The sequence below is a fragment of the Streptosporangiales bacterium genome (assembly GCA_009379825.1).
Classification (GTDB): domain Bacteria; phylum Actinomycetota; class Actinomycetes; order Streptosporangiales; family WHST01; genus WHST01.
In genome coordinates this window covers 13,574-28,908 of record WHTA01000046.1, presented here as the reverse complement: position 1 = coordinate 28,908, position 15,335 = coordinate 13,574, and the positions used below count along the sequence as shown (strand labels likewise).

Here is a 15,335-nt window from a genome sequence, read left to right as displayed (position 1 = left end):
GCCGTTTCCCCGCTGTGCCAGCGTGAGGCGCGCACGGTTCCCGAGCGCTCGGAGGTCGGACGTGAGTCGCGACACGGCCATCGCGGAGGCGACGAAGTACTTCGACTCCGGCGCCTTCTTCACCGATCTCGCGCGCAAGGTGCGCTACCGCACCGAGAGCCAGGACCCGCAGCAGGAGCAGGCGCTGCGCGCGTACCTGACCGACGAGATGGCGCCCTGGCTGCAGCGACTCGGGTTCGAGGCTCGTATGGTGGAGAACCCCGTGTCCAGCCGGCACCCGCTGTTGGTGGCGCACCGCCACGAGGGCGACGACCTGCCCACCGTGCTGACGTACGGGCACGGCGACGTGCAGATGGCGCACGACGAGCAGTGGCGGGCCGGCCTGACGCCGTGGGACATCGTCGTCGAGGGCGACTACTGGTACGGCCGCGGCATCGCGGACAACAAGGGCCAGCACGCCGTCAACCTGACCGCCCTCGACCACGTGATCCGGGCCAGGCAGGGCAAGCTCGGCTATAACGTCACGCTGCTGATGGACATGGGCGAGGAGTCCGGGTCGCCAGGCCTGGCGGAGGCCTGCGCCCAGCTCCGCGACGAGCTCGCCGCCGACGTGTTCATCGCCTCGGACGGCCCGCGCCTGAGCATCGACCGGCCGACGGTGTTCCTCGGCGCGCGGGGCGTCGTGAACTTCACCCTCAGCTTCCGTGCGCGCGAGGGTTCCCACCACTCGGGCAACTGGGGTGGCCTGCTGCGCAACCCAGCGACGGTGGTCATGAACGCCGTGGCGAGCATGGTCGACGGCCGCGGCAGGATCCTCGTCGACGAGCTGCGCCCGGCGGGTGTGCCGGAACCGGTGCGCAGGGCGCTCGAGGGCGTCACGCTGGAAGCCGGCGACGACGGCCCGAGCATCGACGACGGGTGGGGCGAGCCCGGCCTCACCCCCAACGAGCGCGTCATCGCGTGGAACAGCATCGAGGTGCTGGCGATGATCGCCGGCGATCCCGAAGGTCCGGTCAACGCCATCCCCGGCCATGCGAGGGCCACCTGCCAGCTCCGGTTCGTGGTGGACACCGACTGGCGTGCCGTCGAGGGCGCCGTACGCAGGCACCTCGACGCGCACGGCTTCGAGATGGTCGAGGTCAACCTGGACCATGCGATGGCCGCCACCAGGCTCGACCCGGACAACCCGTGGGTGCGCTGGACGCTGGACTCGTTGCGGCGCAGCGCGGGGACGGAGCCCGTGCTCCTGCCCAACCTCGGTGGGTCGCTGCCGAACGAGGCGTTCGCGGACACGTTGGGGCTGCCGACCGTGTGGGTGCCGCACTCGTACGCCGGCTGTTCGCAGCACGCGCCGAACGAGCACCTGCCGGCCGGTCTGCTGCGCGAAGGCCTGCAGCTGATGACCGGCCTCTTCTGGGACCTGGCCGAGCTGGACAGCTGGCCGCCTGAGGGCCGATGACCACCGGCTCGGAACACCTCGCCCCGACCGGCGCGGGACCCAGTGCCCGCCGGATCATCGCCGCCGCGTGCGTGGGGAACGCGCTCGAGTGGTACGACATCGCCGTCTACGCGTACTTCGCGTCGTACTTCGCGAAGGTGTTCTTCACCAACGCCGACGAGACCGTGTCGCTGCTGCTTGCGCTCGGCACGTTCGCCATCTCGTTCCTCATCCGGCCGCTCGGTGCGTTCGTGCTCGGTTCGTACGCGGACCGCTCCGGCCGCAAGCCGGCGCTGACGCTGTCCATCGGCCTGATGGTGCTCGGCACGCTGCTGATCTGCGTAATGCCGCCGTACGCGGTGATCGGCGTGGCGGCGCCGATCGGGATCCTGGTGGCGCGGCTGATCCAAGGATTCGCCGCCGGCGGCGAGTTCGGCAGCGCGACGGCGCTGATGGTCGAGCACCTGCCGCACCGCAGGGGGTTCGCGGCGAGCTGGCAGTTCACCAGCCAGGCGATGAGCTCGCTGCTCGCCGCCGTACTCGGCACGGTGTTGACCACCGTGCTGACCGCGGACCAGCTGACGTCGTGGGGCTTCCGCATCCCGTTCATCGTGGGCCTGCTCGTCGGTCCCGTCGGCCTGTACATCAGGCGGCACGTGCCTGAGACCCCGGAGTCCGTAGCGGCGCGGGAGAGCGGTGCGGCGAGGTCGCCGATCCGTACGGTGCTGTGGGAGCAGAAGCGGCTGGTGCTGCTGACCGTCGGCGTGCTCGCCGTGACGACCTGCCTGAACTACATGATCAGCTACATCCCCACGTACTCCATCGAGACGCTGAAGCTACCGGACTCCAGCGGCTTCATCGCGACGCTGGTCGCCGGCCTCGTGCTGCTCGCCGTGACGTCGGTGGCCGGGCACTACTCGGACCGATTCGGCCAGATCCACTTCATGCTGCCGTCCGCCGCGCTGATCCTGGTGCTGATCTACCCGATGTTCGCGTTCATGGTCGCCGTGCCGACGCTGTGGGTGCTCGGCATCGTGCTGTTCGGCATGGCGCTGCTGAAGGCCTGCTACTTCGGCCCGATGGGCGCGTTGATGGCCGCCATCTTCCCCACCGAGACCCGCGCGACGCGCATGGCCGTCGGCTACAACATAGGCGTAGCCATCTTCGGTGGCTTCACCCCACTGATCGCCGCCTGGCTGACCGACATCACCGACTACGACATGGCCCCGAGCTTCTGGGTTGCCTTCGCCGCCGTGGTCAGCATCGTGAGCCTCATCGTCCTCGCCCGCAAGTTCGGCCACCGCTAGCCGTAGCTCCGCGCACAACTCGTACCCTGGTGGGTGTGAACATTACCGACCGGGCCGGCGTGCGCACCTACGAGGTGCGCACCTTTGGCTGCCAGATGAACGTGCACGACTCCGAGCGGCTGACCGGGCTGCTGGAGGAGTCGGGGTACGTGCCGGCGGCTCGGGGTGAGGTCGCCGACGTGGTGGTGTTCAACACCTGCGCTGTACGGGAGAACGCGGACAACCGGCTGTACGGCAACCTCGGCCACCTCTACCCGGTGAAGCGCGCCAACCCTGGCATGCAGATCGCCGTCGGCGGGTGCCTCGCGCAGAAGGACCGGGGCACGATCGTGCGCAAGGCGCCGTGGGTCGACGTGGTCTTCGGCACCCACAACATCGGCGCGTTGCCGACGTTGCTCGAGCGGGCCAGGGTGAACGAGGAAGCGCAGGTCGAGATCGAGGAGTCGCTGGAGACGTTCCCCTCCACGCTGCCGACCAAGCGCGAGTCGAGCTACGCGGCCTGGGTGGCGGTCAGCGTGGGGTGCAACAACACGTGCACGTTCTGCATCGTGCCGAGTCTGCGCGGCCGGGAGAAGGACCGCAGGCCGGGCGACGTGCTCGCGGAGATCGAGGCGCTCGTCGCCGACGGCGTCGTCGAGGTGACGCTGCTCGGGCAGAACGTCAACTCGTACGGCGTGGACTTCGGTGACCGCGGGGCGTTCGCGAAGCTGCTGCGTGCCTGCGGCGAGATCGACGGGCTGGAGCGGGTGCGCTTCACGTCACCGCACCCGCGGGACTTCACCGACGACGTCATCGAGGCGATGGCGGAGACGCCGAACGTGATGCCGCAGCTGCACATGCCGCTGCAGTCCGGCTCCGACCGGGTGCTGCGCGCGATGCGGCGGTCGTACCGGCGCAACAGGTACCTCGGCATCATCGACCGGGTGCGCGAGGCGATGCCGGAGGCGGCGATCACCACGGACATCATCGTCGGCTTCCCCGGCGAGACCGACGCCGACTTCGAGGACACCCTCGACGTCGTGAAGCGGGCCAGGTTCGCGGGCGCGTTCACGTTCCAGTACTCCACCCGGCCGGGCACACCGGCGGCGGAGATGACCGACCAGGTGCCCGCCGACGTGGTGAAGGAGCGCTACGGTCGGCTGGTCGACGAGGTCGAGCGCGTCACCTGGACGGAGAACAAGCAGTTCGTCGGTCGCGACGTCGAGCTGCTGGTCGCCGACGGCGAGGGGCGCAAGGACGACCGCACCCAGCGGCGCTCAGGGCGCGCGCCGGACAACCGGCTGGTGCACTTCACCGCGGACGCCGACGTGCGCCCGGGGGACCTCGCCACCGTGCGGGTCACGTACGCCGCGCCGCACCACCTGGTCGCGGACGGTGCCGTGCGGGCCGTACGGCGTACGCCCGCCGGCGACGCCTGGGAGCGTGCGAACGCCGACCCGGAGCCGGCCGGCACCGGCGTGCTGCTCGGCATGCCCACCGTCGGCGCCCCTGGTTGACAGGGCTGAACCCCGGCCGGCGGGCCCGCTGTGACTAGGTGTTACCGGTTCTCGTCGCCGAAACCCTCGACGAAGTTCGACGCCGCCTCTTCGCCCTGGTCGATCTGGTCGGAGAACTTGCCGCCGGACTTCTCGTCGGCGAAGTCGCCCGCCTTCTGCAGGCCCTCGTCGAGCTTGTCGCTGTGCTCGCCGGCGAGGTCCTTGGCCTGGTCGCCCATGTTGTCGAAGACGCTCATCGATACCCCCCTTGTTGGATATGTGTCCCACCAGCGGCGTGTAACGGCTGGTGAGCGGCCCTGTTTACCAGGTGAGACGGCTACGCGCCAGCCCCGGCGGCCGGCGTACGCGAGAAATTCGCGCGCCGGGTCACTGGGAGACTGCTGCTGTGCACTCGCCTGAAGTCGTCGCCGTGGCCGGCCCCACCGCGGCCGGGAAGTCCGCCCTGGGGCTGGCGCTCGCCCACGCGCTCGGCGGCGAGATCGTCAACGCCGACTCCATGCAGCTGTACCAGGGCATGGACGTCGGCACCGCGAAGCTCACCGTCGAGGAGCGCGAAGGCGTGCCGCACCACCTGCTCGACATCTGGCCGGTGACGCGGTCGGCGTCCGTCGCCGAGTACCAGCGGCTGGCCCGCGGCGTGGTGGACGACGTCAGGGCGCGCGGCAAGGTGCCGATCCTCGTCGGCGGCTCCGGGCTCTACGTGTGTGCCGTGCTCGACGAGATGGACTTCCCCGGCACCGACCCGGAGATCCGCGCGCGGCTGGAGGCCGAGCTGGCCGCCGCCGGCCCGCAGCCGTTGTACGAGCGGCTGCGCGAGCGCGACCCGGACGCGGCGGCGGCCATCCTGCCGAGCAACGGGCGCCGGATCGTGCGGGCGCTCGAGGTGATCGAGCTGCGCGGCACGTTCAACGGCCGATTGCCCGAGCACCGGGCGGTGTATCCGGCCGTGCAGATCGGCGTCGACGTGCCCCGCCCCGAGCTGGACGAGCGGATCGCCACCCGGGTGGACCTGATGTGGGCCGCCGGGCTGGTGGCCGAGGTGCGGGAGCTGGAGCGCCACGGCCTGCGCGACGGTCCCACCGCGAGCCGTGCGCTCGGCTACCGGCAGGTGTTGGCGTACCTGGCCGGCGAGTGCACGGAGGACGAGGCGCGGGCGGAGACCGTACGGGCGACGAAGCGGTTCGCCAGGCGCCAGGACTCCTGGTTCAGGAGGGACGGGCGGATCACCTGGCTGCCCGCCGACGCCCAGCTGGTCGACCGTGCGCTGACCGCGACCGTCCGCTGACCCCCGAGGCTCACTGGCCGGCCAGCAGCTCGACGACGGGGGCGAAGTCGTCGATGCACCACTGCGGCACCGTGACGTAGGAGATGTCGGTGCGGTCACGCCGGCGGCGCAGCGTGTCGGCGACCTCTGCTGGCTCGCCGGCCAGCCGGCCGTACGAGTCCGCGGGCAGCTCACGGAAGTGGCTCGGCACCCAGTCAGGGGCGGCCTTGTCGCCGACCGCCAGGATGTTCGTGGCCAGCTCCAGCCGGGCGAACCCCGCGCCGACGGCCGCTCGTAGCTCGTCCACCTTGGCCACCAGGCCGTCCTCGGACCGGTCGTACGGCACCGGCAGCGCCAACGTGTCTGCGCGCTGTGCGGCCAGCTCGACAAGCGTCCGCCCGGTGCCTGCGACCAGCATCCGCGGCGCCTGCCGGTCCTTCGCGGCGAACTGCTCCTCGACGGCGGTGATCGTCTCGCCGACGCGCGCGACCCGCTCGGCGCGCGTGCCGAACGGCACGCCGAGGCGCTGTGCGTCGCCGAGCGTCGCCGGGTACTGGCCGGTGCCGAGGCCGAGCTCGAACCGGTGCGCGGAGAGCAGGTCGAGCGTGTCCGCCTCCTGCGCGACCATCGCAGGGGCGCGCAGCGGCGTGGCCAGCACGTGGGTACCGACGTGCAACGTCGACGTCGCCGTGGCGGCCGCGGTCAGCATGCCGAACGGCGCCGGCAGCCACAGTCCGTCCGCGACGAGCACGGTCGAGTAGCCGAGCCGTTCGATCCGCCGTGCGGTCTCGACCAGGGTGGCGCCGTCGGGCACGAGGGCTACGGCGGCGCCGAAGCGGAATGGGTGGGGGTTCATGCGGCTCCTCGTCAGTCGATCCGGGTGAGTTTGTCCGGGTTGCCGACGGCGTAGACACCCTCGACGCGGGTGCCGTCGTCGCCGAGGTCGAGCACCAGCGCGGTCAGCGGGGACTCGCCGGCGAACAGCAGCGCCGACGGGTCGCCGTTGACGAACCGGTACCTGACCTCCACAACCCCGGACTGCTGTGCAACCCCGATGAGGAACCTGGCGACCTTGTCCGCCCCGTGGATCGGATGCAGGCTCGCCCGGCGCACCTTGCCGCCGCCGTCGGTCCACAACGTCACGTCGGGTGCGAGGAGCTGCATCAGCGCAGCCAGGTCACCGCCGCCGGACGCCGCGATGAACCGTTCTGTCACCTGCCGCTGGACCCGCCGGTCGACGCGCTGCCGCGGCCTGCGGGCCTGCACGTGCTCGCGTGCGCGGTGCGCGAGCTGCCGGATCGCCGCCGGTGTGCGGTCGAGCAGGTCCGCGATCTCCGTGTGCGGATAACCGAACACCTCGTGCAGCACGAACACCGCCCGCTCCAACGGGCTCAGCGTCTCCAGCACCACGAGCACCGCCATCGACAACGCCTCGGCCCGCTCGACCACGTCAGTGCCGTCGTCGACGAGTGGTTCTGGCAGCCACGGCCCGATGTACGTCTCGCGCCGGCGGTCGACGTCCGCCCGCCGGGCGAGCGCCTGGTTCATGGCCACCCGAACCAGGTAGCCGCGGACGTTGGTCACCGGTTCCGCGTCCTGCGCGCGGTTGCGGGTCGTCCACGCCACCCAGGTGTCCTGCAGCACGTCCTCGGTGTCCGCGACGCTGCCGAGCATGTTGTACGCGATGGAGAACAACAGCTCCCGGTACTCCGCGAAGACCGGATCCGTGGCCGGTTGATCGGACATCCGACGCCCCTCCTCTTTCGGGATCTGCATCCTTGGAGCCGCGCGGCTCGCGAAGTGTGACATCTCCACCCGATCCGCGCATGCCAAGCAGCACGCGGTGCGGCCTGAGACAATGGAAGCGTGCGCTTCGTCAAGGGACACGGCACGGAGAACGACTTCGTGCTGATCGCCGATCCGTCCGGCCGGCTCGACATCGACGCCGGCCTGGTCAGGCTGCTGTGCGACCGGCACGCCGGGATCGGCGGCGACGGGGTCATTCGGGTGGTCCGCACCGCCGCCGTCGCCGAGGTGGCGCACCTGGCCGGGGCGGCCGAGTGGTTCATGGACTACCGCAACGCCGACGGTTCCGTCGGTGAGATGTGCGGCAACGGCGTACGGGTCTTCGCCCAGTACCTGCTCGAGTCCGGACTCGCGGCCGGCGACCAGCTCGCCGTCGCCACCCGCGACGGGGTCAAGACGGTCACCGTGCACGCGGACGGCTGGCTCGCCGTCGACATCGGCCTGCCCGACCTGCGCGGGCAGAGCAAAGCGCGCATCGCCGACCAGGTCTTCGCCGGCGTCGAGCTGTCGACAGGCAACCCGCACCTGGCGTGCGTGGTGGACGTCCCGGTCGCCGAGCTCGAGCTGCACAAGGCGCCCGAGGTCGATCCCGTCCTCTTCCCGACTGGCGCCAACGTCGAGTTCATCAACGTACTCGGCGACCGGCGCATCCGGATGCGGGTACACGAGCGCGGCGTGGGCGAGACGAGGTCGTGCGGCACGGGTGCGTGCGCGGCGGCGCTCACCGTGGCCAGCCAGCAGGGCGAGAGCACGGGCGTCTGGACGGTCGAGGTGCCGGGCGGCGAGGTGCGGGTGACGCTCGACGGCCGCACAGCGGTGCTCGCCGGCCCCGCGGTGCTGGTGTCGGACGGCGAGCTGCGCCCGGACTGGCTCGCGGCCCTCCCGTCCCCCAAATGAAGGTGTCATTGCCGGCCGAACATGCGAGGCTATAGGCATATGACCGATTCGAACGTGTCGCCCGTGGGCGACGAACACATCGACGCCGCGGCGCAGGAGCTCGTCGACGGGTACGAGCTCGACGCCGGTGAGGCGCCGGTGACGGGGGAGCTCGACCTGGAGGACCGGGCCGCGCTGCGGCGGGTCGCGGGGCTGTCCACCGAGCTCGCGGACGTCAGCGAGGTCGAGTACCGGCAGCTCCGGCTGGAGCGGGTCGTGCTCGCCGGCGTCTGGACCGACGGCACCGTCGAGGACGCGGAGAACTCGCTGGCCGAGCTGAAGCTGCTCGCCGAGACCGCGGGCTCTGAGGTGCTCGACGCCGTGCTGCAGCGGCGCAAGCGCCCGGACCCGGCGACGTACCTCGGCCCTGGCAAGGTGGGCGAGCTGAAGGCCCTCGTGGACGGCAGCGGCGCCGACACCGTCATCCTCGACGGTGAGCTGAGCCCGGCGCAGCTGCGCAACCTGGAAGACCGCACGAAGGTGAAGGTCATCGACCGCACCGCGCTGATCCTCGACATCTTCGCGCAGCACGCGAAGAGCAAGGAAGGCAAGGCGCAGGTCGAGCTCGCGCAGCTGCAGTACATGAACCAGCGGCTACGCGGCTGGGGCGGCAACCTGTCCAGGCAGGCCGGTGGCCGCGTCGGCGGGCAAGGCGGCGGCATCGGTGGCCGTGGTCCAGGTGAGACCAAGCTGGAGACCGACCGCAGGCGGGTTCAGCAGCGGATGGCGAAGCTGCGTCGCGACCTGCAGAACATGCGCACCACCCGCGACACCAAGCGGTTGACCAGACAGCGCCGTCAGGTGCCCTCGGTCGCCATCGCCGGCTACACCAACGCGGGCAAGTCGTCGTTGCTCAACCGGCTCACCGACGCGGGCGTGCTGGTGGAGGACGCGTTGTTCGCGACGCTCGACCCCACCACGCGGCGTACGACCACGAGTGACGGCCGGGTCTACACGCTCACCGACACCGTCGGCTTCGTCCGGCACCTGCCGCACGACATCGTGGAGGCGTTCCGGTCGACGCTCGAGGAGGTCACCGACGCCGACCTGGTGGTACACGTGGTGGACGGCTCGGACCCCGACCCGATCGCGCAGATCGGCGCCGTGCGCGAGGTGCTCGCCGCCATCGGCGCGAAGGACCTCACCGAGATCATCGCGGTGAACAAGACCGACATCGCCGACCCGTTGGCGGTGAAGTCGGTGCTGCGCAGGGAACCGCACGCGGTCGCCGTGTCCACCCGTACGGGCGAAGGCATCGCCGAGCTGCGTGAGCTGATCGAGCGTGACCTGCCGCGGCCGGAGCACGAGGTGCACGCGCTGGTGCCCTACGAGCGCGGCGAGCTGGTCGCGGGCGTCCACCAGCGCGGCGAGGTGCTCGAGCTCGAGCACACGGCGACCGGCACGAGACTGCACGCGCGGGTGCCGGGCGACCTGGCCGGTACGCTCGAGCCTTACGTCGTCGCGCCGACTCCCTGAACGCACGGGCGGCCGCCGCTGCAAGCAGCGACGGCCGCCTTGTGTGCCTCACCTGGTGCTGCTCACCTCCGGCTCCGCTTCCGCCCGAGCCGGTGCGCGGCGCAGTGCCACACCGGCCAGGAGCGCACCCGCGACGGCGACCCCGGCGGCACCGAGGAACGCCGCCGAGATGCCGTCGGTCAGCGCCTCGACGTCACCGAGCTCGCCGGCTCCGAACGACGTCGCTACGGCGGTGATCGCCGCCAGCCCGACCGCCGAGCCGATCTGGTAGCTGGTGTTCACGATGCCCGAGGCCAGGCCGCCTTCCTCCGGTCGTGCGCTGGAGATGGCGGTGCCAAGCGAAGGGATGAAGGCGAACGCCATGCCGGTGGCCGCGACGAGCGAGGCGGGCAGCACGTCCTGCCAGAACGTGCCGTCGGCCCGCACGAGCGACAGCCAGCCCATGCCGGCGGCCAGCACCAGCAGGCCACCGACGATGGTCGCCAACGGCCCGATCCTGCCGATCACCCGCGGCGCGAGCACCACCATGATCAGCATGATCGCCACGGTCATCGGCAGCAGTGCCGAACCGCTGGCGAACGCGTCCAGCCCCAGGCCCTGCTGCAGGTAGAGGTTCAGGAAGAACCACATGGGGATCCACGCGCCACCGAGCAGCAACTGCGCACCGTTGGCCGCGGCGAGGTTGGGCGTACGGAAGATGCTCAGCTGCACCAGCGGTGCGCGGCGTACGGCCTGGCTCACCACGAACGCGGTGAGCAGGACTGTGGCGGCGAGCAGTCCGACGACCGTCCCGGTCGAGCCCCAGCCGGCCTCGGGCGCCCGCACGATCGCGTAGACGAGCACTGCAAGCCCCGCGGTGACGGTAGCCGCTCCGAACAGGTCGGTCGAGCCCCGCTGCACGGCACCCTTCGGCATGAGCGCGGGGGTGGCCGCGAGCGCCAGCAACGCGATCGGCGCGTTGACGTAGAACACCCACGGCCAGCTGACGTACTGGGTGATCACGCCGCCGAGGAACACACCCGCGGTACCACCGGCCGGAGCGGCCGCACCGTAGAGCGCGAGTGCCTTCGTCATTTCCTTCGGCTCGCTGCCGAAGATCATCATCAGCAGCGTCAGCGCCGACGGAGCGATGAACGCGGCACCGACGCCCTGGAGCGCGCGGCCGGTGAGCAGCACCCACGGCTCGGTCGCGACACCCGCCACGACGGAACCGACGAGCAGCGTCACCCAGCCGGCGACGAACATCCGCCGTGCGGTGAACAGGTCCGCCAATCGGCCGCCGAGCAGCAGCAGACCGCCGAAGGCGATGACGTAGGCGTTGAACACCCAGGAGAGGTTCTCCTGCGAGAAGCCGAGCGCGGCCTGGATCCTGGGCAGTGCCACCCCGATGATCGACGTGTCCATGATGACCATGAACTGCGCCGTGGCGATGAGCCCGAGTGCCCAGCCGCGCCGGCCCCGTGATTGCGTCTCCATAATACTCCTTACCCGTTGGGGGTACCATGTGGATCTGGTTGTGCCTTCGTGACGGCGAGCCTGCTGCCCGCTTGACGTCGATACCCCCCTAGGGTATATCTGTACGAGGGTGCTGGCGATGTCCAGTGGTAGTTACCCCCTAGAGGTAAGGGGTAAAGTGGATTCGTCGGCAAATGGAGGAGGAAAGCAATGCGCGGGTACACCGACGACAAGGACGCCTACCTCAAGCGGCTGCGGCGGATCGAGGGTCAGGTCCGTGGGCTGCAGCGGATGGTGGACAACGACGAGTACTGCATCGACGTGCTGACTCAGGTGTCCGCGGTCACCAGAGCCCTGCAGAACGTCTCGCTCGGGCTGCTCGACGAACACCTCAAGCACTGTGTCAGCCAAGCCGTCGCCGAGGGCGGCGCCGAGGCGGACGAGAAGGTGCGGGAAGCCAGCGACGCGATCGCCAGGCTCGTCCGCTCGTAACCATCAGCCGAACCACGTGATCGGAGAACAGTCATGACCGACGCCACCTACACCGTCAACGGGATGACGTGCGAACACTGCGTTCGCTCGGTGACCGAGGAAGTCAGCGAGATCGAAGGCGTGTCGAACGTACAGGTAGACCTCGCCAGCGGGCAGCTGACCGTCAGCAGCGCGGACTCCGTCGACCCGGCTGCTGTACGCGCCGCGGTCGAAGAGGCCGGCTACACGGTCGTCAACTGACCTGAGGGCTGGAACGGAGAGACGATGAACACTGCGGCAAAGCTCACCGGATACGCGGCGGTGCTCGCCCTGGTCGCGACGGCGGGCTGGGGGCTCGGCGCGGTAGCCGGCCCCGACGACGGCCGAGCCGAGCCGCAGCGAGCGAAGCCCAGCAAGCACGGTGGGCACGACGGTGACACGAAGAAGACGGCGGCGCAGGACCCTGCGGGCCTGGCGTCCACCGCCAACGGGTACACCTTCGCGCCGGCAACCACCCGGTTGCCGGCCGACGGGGGAACCTTCGCGTTCCGCATCCTCGGGCAGAACGGCAAGCCGGTCAAGAAGTTCGCCGTCGAGCACGAGAAGCGGATGCACCTGATCGTCGTGCGGCGCGACACGAGCGGCTTCCAGCACGTGCACCCGACCATGGCGGCCGACGGCACCTGGCGGATCGACATGCGGTTGCCGAAGGCGGGCAGCTACCGCGCCTTCGCCGACTTCGCGCCCGAAGGCGGCGATGGGCAGACGCTCGGTGTGGATCTCTCCGTGGCCGGCAACTTCGAACCGGTCGACCACCCCGTCTCCCGTACCGCCACCGTGGACGGGTACGAGGTGACGATGACCGGCGATCTGGTGTCCGGGCGTTCCTCGGAGGTGACATTGCGGGTCCGCAAGGACGGTCGCGACGTCACCGACCTGGAGCCCTATCTCGGTGCGTACGGCCACCTGGTCGCGCTGCGCACCGGCGACCTGGCGTACTTGCACGTGCACCCGGAAGGCGAACCGGGTGATGGCAAGACCGAGCCAGGACCCGAGGTGACGTTCGCTGCGGAGGTGCCGTCCGCGGACACCTACCGACTGTTCCTGGACTTCAAGCACGACGGCGAGGTGCGTACGGCGGATTTCACCCTGCCCACCCGCGGGCAGCCGGTGCCGAAGCCCACCGGCTCCACCACCGACAGCGACGACCACGACGACGAGCCGCACGGCCACGGCGACTGAGGAGTACGACATGAGCTCGGATGTTCGAGACCGCGCCTCCGCGGCCGACAACGCCGTGGAGCTGGCGATCACCGGTATGACGTGCGCCTCATGCGCCTCCAGGATCGAGCGGAAGCTGAACAAGCTGGACGGCGTCACGGCCACGGTGAACTTCGCCACCGAGAAGGCGAAGGTCACGTATCCCGACGACGTCGAGCAGGCGTTGCTCGTCGAGACGGTAGAAGCGGCCGGCTACGCCGCGACGCTGCCGGCGGAGCGGCCGGCCGGTGAGGCGGCGACAGGCGAGGCGGCCGAGGCGGACGAGAACCGACCGCTGCGGCAGCGGCTGATCGGCGCGATCGTGCTGTCCGTACCGGTGGTCGCCATGTCCATGGTGCCTGCGTTCCAGTTCACGTACTGGCAGTGGATCTCGCTCGCCCTGGCCGCACCTGTGGTGTTGTGGGCCGGCTGGCCGTTCCACAAGGTCGCCTGGACGAACCTCAGGCACGGCTCGGCGACCATGGACACGCTGATCTCCATGGGCACGCTGACGGCGTTCCTGTGGTCGCTTTACGCGTTGCTGTTCGGGTCCGCAGGTGTGCCCGGCATGACCCACCCGTTCGAGCTGAGCATCGGCGGCGGACCTGCGGACGGCGACCTCTACCTCGAGGTGGGCGCAGCGGTCACCACGCTGATCCTCGTCGGCCGCTACTTCGAGGCGCGGTCGAAGCGCCGCGCCGGCGCCGCGCTGCGTGCCCTGCTCGAGCTTGGTGCGCGCGACGTCGCCGTACTGAGGGACGGCAGGGAGGAACGGGTCCCCGTCGAGGCACTGACCGTGGGCGACCGGTTCGTGGTGCGGCCGGGCGAGAAGATCGCGACCGACGGTGTCGTCGAGGAAGGCAGCTCGGCCGTCGACGCGAGCATGCTCACCGGTGAGTCCGTGCCCGTCGAGGTCACGGTCGACGACGCGGTGACCGGGGCGACCGTCAACGCCGGCGGCCGGCTGGTCGTACGTGCCACCAGGGTCGGCGCCGACACCCAGCTGGCGCAGATGGCCAAGCTGGTCGAGGACGCGCAGAACGGCAAGGCGGCCGTGCAGCGGCTGGCCGACCGGGTGTCCGCGGTCTTCGTCCCCGTCGTCATCGCGCTCGCGGTCGGCACCTGGGCCTTCTGGTTCGGCGCAGGCGCCGCAGCGGCCGCCGCCCTCACCGCGGCCGTCGCCGTGTTGATCATCGCCTGCCCGTGTGCGCTCGGTCTGGCGACGCCGACCGCCCTGATGGTCGGCACCGGCCGGGGTGCCCAGCTCGGCATCCTGATCAAGGGCCCCGAGGTGCTGGAGTCCACCCGCAGGGTCGACACCGTCGTGCTGGACAAGACCGGCACGGTGACCACCGGCCGGATGACGCTCACCGGCGTGCACGTCGCGGACGGCATGGCCGAGGACGAGGTGCTGCGCGTCGCCGGTGCGCTGGAGAACGCGTCCGAGCACCCGATCGCGCAGGCGATCGCCCGTGGTGCGGAAGAGCGGGTCGGCGAGCTGGCCGCCGTCGAGCAGTTCGAGAACGTCGAGGGCCTCGGCGTACAGGGCATCGTGGACGGGCACGCGGTGCTCGTCGGGCGACCGGCACTGCTCGAGCAGTGGAGCCAGTACCTGCCCGCAGAGCTCGCTGCGGCGCGTGCCGAGGCGGAGCAGGACGGGCAGACGGCCGTCGCCGTCGGCTGGGACGGCGAGGCGCGTGCCGTGCTGCTCGTCGCGGACACCGTGAAGGACACCTCCGCGGAAGCCGTGCGGCAGTTCCGTGAGCTCGGCCTCGCGCCGGTGCTGCTGACCGGTGACAACGAGACTGTGGCCAGGTCGGTGGCGGCGCAGGTGGGCATCGACGAGGTGGTCGCCGAGGTGCTGCCGAAGGACAAGGTCGACGTGGTGTCGCGGCTGCAGTCCGACGGCAAGGTGGTGGCGATGGTCGGCGACGGCGTCAACGACGCGGCCGCGCTCGCCCAGGCCGACCTTGGCCTGGCGATGGGCACCGGCACCGACGTCGCGATCGAGGCGAGTGACCTGACCCTCGTGCGCGGTGACCTGCGGGTCGCCGCGGACGCGATCCGGTTGGCACGCAAGACGCTCGGCACCATCAAGGGCAACCTGTTCTGGGCGTTCGCGTACAACGTCGCGGCGCTACCGCTCGCCGCTGCCGGTCTGCTGAACCCGATGATCGCGGCCGCCGCGATGGCGTTCTCCTCGGTGTTCGTCGTCTCGAACAGCCTGCGGCTGCGCCGCTTCCGCTAGGCGGCGTGGCCGGCCAGGCGGTCGGCGGTCTCGCCGGCGAAGCGCTCGGCGCCAGCGACATCGGGCTGCCGTTGGCCAGCCCGGGAACCGCCGCGCTGCTGCCCGCGAACGTACGCCCGCCACCTGGTCGGCCTGGAGCTACGCCCCGCCGAGTGCGGGAGCCGCCGAGCTGAGGAGC

Annotated in this window: 15 protein-coding genes; 11 read left to right on the top strand and 4 right to left on the bottom strand. The window is 70.6% G+C overall.

All coding sequences use genetic code 11. The features are described 5' to 3' along the window. Window positions 1-61: 61 nt before the first annotated feature. The 3 genes from GEV07_20055 to miaB are packed head-to-tail and all read left to right on the top strand — an operon-like array spanning window position 62 to window position 4,241. Entirely contained in the window at window positions 62-1,459 is a 1,398-nt protein-coding gene (locus GEV07_20055) for a M20/M25/M40 family metallo-hydrolase (GenBank protein ID MQA04911.1), read from the top strand. Continuing rightward, window positions 1,456-2,745 (top strand): MFS transporter, encoded by a 1,290-nt coding sequence (locus GEV07_20050; GenBank protein MQA04910.1) that lies wholly within the window; start codon window positions 1,456-1,458, stop codon window positions 2,743-2,745. Before GEV07_20055 ends, GEV07_20050 begins: the two co-directional genes overlap by 4 nt. A gap of 35 nt (window positions 2,746-2,780) precedes the next feature. Next, a complete protein-coding gene (miaB, locus tag GEV07_20045) occupies window positions 2,781-4,241 on the top strand; it encodes a tRNA (N6-isopentenyl adenosine(37)-C2)-methylthiotransferase MiaB (GenBank protein MQA04909.1) in 1,461 nt (486 codons plus the stop codon). 41 nt (window positions 4,242-4,282) lie between these two features. On the opposite strand, the gene GEV07_20040 is transcribed toward miaB, so the two are convergent. Further along, window positions 4,283-4,477 (bottom strand): antitoxin, encoded by a 195-nt coding sequence (locus tag GEV07_20040; protein MQA04908.1) that lies wholly within the window; start codon window positions 4,475-4,477, stop codon window positions 4,283-4,285. 116 nt (window positions 4,478-4,593) lie between these two features. Between GEV07_20040 and miaA the strand changes: the two genes are divergently transcribed. Next, window positions 4,594-5,526 carry a tRNA (adenosine(37)-N6)-dimethylallyltransferase MiaA gene (miaA, locus tag GEV07_20035; protein ID MQA04907.1) on the top strand — a complete coding sequence of 311 codons (933 nt, stop codon included), beginning with the start codon at window positions 4,594-4,596 and terminating at the stop codon, window positions 5,524-5,526. A 10-nt stretch (window positions 5,527-5,536) separates the two neighbouring features. On the opposite strand, the gene GEV07_20030 is transcribed toward miaA, so the two are convergent. After that, window positions 5,537-6,361 carry an LLM class flavin-dependent oxidoreductase gene (locus tag GEV07_20030; protein ID MQA04906.1) on the bottom strand — a complete coding sequence of 275 codons (825 nt, stop codon included), beginning with the start codon at window positions 6,359-6,361 and terminating at the stop codon, window positions 5,537-5,539. Window positions 6,362-6,372: 11 nt separating this feature from the next. Continuing rightward, the gene (locus tag GEV07_20025) at window positions 6,373-7,251 is read right to left on the bottom strand and encodes a sigma-70 family RNA polymerase sigma factor (protein MQA04905.1); all 879 of its coding nucleotides are present in this window, start codon (window positions 7,249-7,251) and stop codon (window positions 6,373-6,375) included. A 120-nt stretch (window positions 7,252-7,371) separates the two neighbouring features. Here GEV07_20025 and GEV07_20020 point away from each other — a divergent pair, with 120 nt between their 5' ends. Both GEV07_20020 and hflX read left to right on the top strand, forming a co-directional pair. After that, a complete protein-coding gene (locus GEV07_20020; GenBank protein ID MQA04904.1) occupies window positions 7,372-8,208 on the top strand; it encodes a diaminopimelate epimerase in 837 nt (278 codons plus the stop codon). 21 nt (window positions 8,209-8,229) lie between these two features. Then, on the top strand, window positions 8,230-9,723 hold the full coding sequence (gene hflX / locus GEV07_20015) for a GTPase HflX (GenBank protein ID MQA04903.1): 1,494 nt from the start codon (window positions 8,230-8,232) through the stop codon (window positions 9,721-9,723). A 48-nt stretch (window positions 9,724-9,771) separates the two neighbouring features. Here the strand turns inward: hflX and GEV07_20010 are convergent, their stop codons facing one another. Next, on the bottom strand, window positions 9,772-11,199 hold the full coding sequence (locus GEV07_20010) for an MFS transporter (protein MQA04902.1): 1,428 nt from the start codon (window positions 11,197-11,199) through the stop codon (window positions 9,772-9,774). A 189-nt stretch (window positions 11,200-11,388) separates the two neighbouring features. On the opposite strand from GEV07_20010, the gene GEV07_20005 reads away from it, so the two are divergent. From GEV07_20005 to GEV07_19985, 5 genes are read left to right on the top strand one after another with little or no spacing between them, the layout of a single operon-like run. After that, on the top strand, window positions 11,389-11,670 hold the full coding sequence (locus GEV07_20005) for a metal-sensing transcriptional repressor (protein ID MQA04901.1): 282 nt from the start codon (window positions 11,389-11,391) through the stop codon (window positions 11,668-11,670). Window positions 11,671-11,703: 33 nt separating this feature from the next. Continuing rightward, window positions 11,704-11,910 carry a cation-transporting ATPase gene (locus GEV07_20000; protein ID MQA04900.1) on the top strand — a complete coding sequence of 69 codons (207 nt, stop codon included), beginning with the start codon at window positions 11,704-11,706 and terminating at the stop codon, window positions 11,908-11,910. Window positions 11,911-11,934: 24 nt separating this feature from the next. Next, window positions 11,935-12,891 (top strand): hypothetical protein, encoded by a 957-nt coding sequence (locus tag GEV07_19995; protein ID MQA04899.1) that lies wholly within the window; start codon window positions 11,935-11,937, stop codon window positions 12,889-12,891. 10 nt (window positions 12,892-12,901) lie between these two features. Further along, entirely contained in the window at window positions 12,902-15,157 is a 2,256-nt protein-coding gene (locus GEV07_19990; protein ID MQA04898.1) for a heavy metal translocating P-type ATPase, read from the top strand. A 5-nt stretch (window positions 15,158-15,162) separates the two neighbouring features. Beyond that, window positions 15,163-15,330 (top strand): hypothetical protein, encoded by a 168-nt coding sequence (locus GEV07_19985; GenBank protein ID MQA04897.1) that lies wholly within the window; start codon window positions 15,163-15,165, stop codon window positions 15,328-15,330. Window positions 15,331-15,335 lie beyond the last annotated feature (5 nt).

Excerpts from the sequence above, each read along its gene's own strand:
- GEV07_20050 (MQA04910.1), top strand. The coding sequence starts at position 1,456 with ATGACCACCGGCTCGGAACACCTCGCCCCGACCGGCGCGGGACCCAGT.
- GEV07_20040 (MQA04908.1), bottom strand. The coding sequence starts at position 4,477 with ATGAGCGTCTTCGACAACATGGGCGACCAGGCCAAGGACCTCGCCGGC.
- GEV07_20030 (MQA04906.1), bottom strand. The coding sequence starts at position 6,361 with ATGAACCCCCACCCATTCCGCTTCGGCGCCGCCGTAGCCCTCGTGCCC.
- GEV07_20025 (MQA04905.1), bottom strand. The coding sequence starts at position 7,251 with ATGTCCGATCAACCGGCCACGGATCCGGTCTTCGCGGAGTACCGGGAG.
- hflX (MQA04903.1), top strand. The coding sequence starts at position 8,230 with ATGCGAGGCTATAGGCATATGACCGATTCGAACGTGTCGCCCGTGGGC.
- GEV07_20010 (MQA04902.1), bottom strand. The coding sequence starts at position 11,199 with ATGGAGACGCAATCACGGGGCCGGCGCGGCTGGGCACTCGGGCTCATC.
- GEV07_20005 (MQA04901.1), top strand. The coding sequence starts at position 11,389 with ATGCGCGGGTACACCGACGACAAGGACGCCTACCTCAAGCGGCTGCGG.
- GEV07_20000 (MQA04900.1), top strand. The coding sequence starts at position 11,704 with ATGACCGACGCCACCTACACCGTCAACGGGATGACGTGCGAACACTGC.
- GEV07_19995 (MQA04899.1), top strand. The coding sequence starts at position 11,935 with ATGAACACTGCGGCAAAGCTCACCGGATACGCGGCGGTGCTCGCCCTG.
- GEV07_19990 (MQA04898.1), top strand. The coding sequence starts at position 12,902 with ATGAGCTCGGATGTTCGAGACCGCGCCTCCGCGGCCGACAACGCCGTG.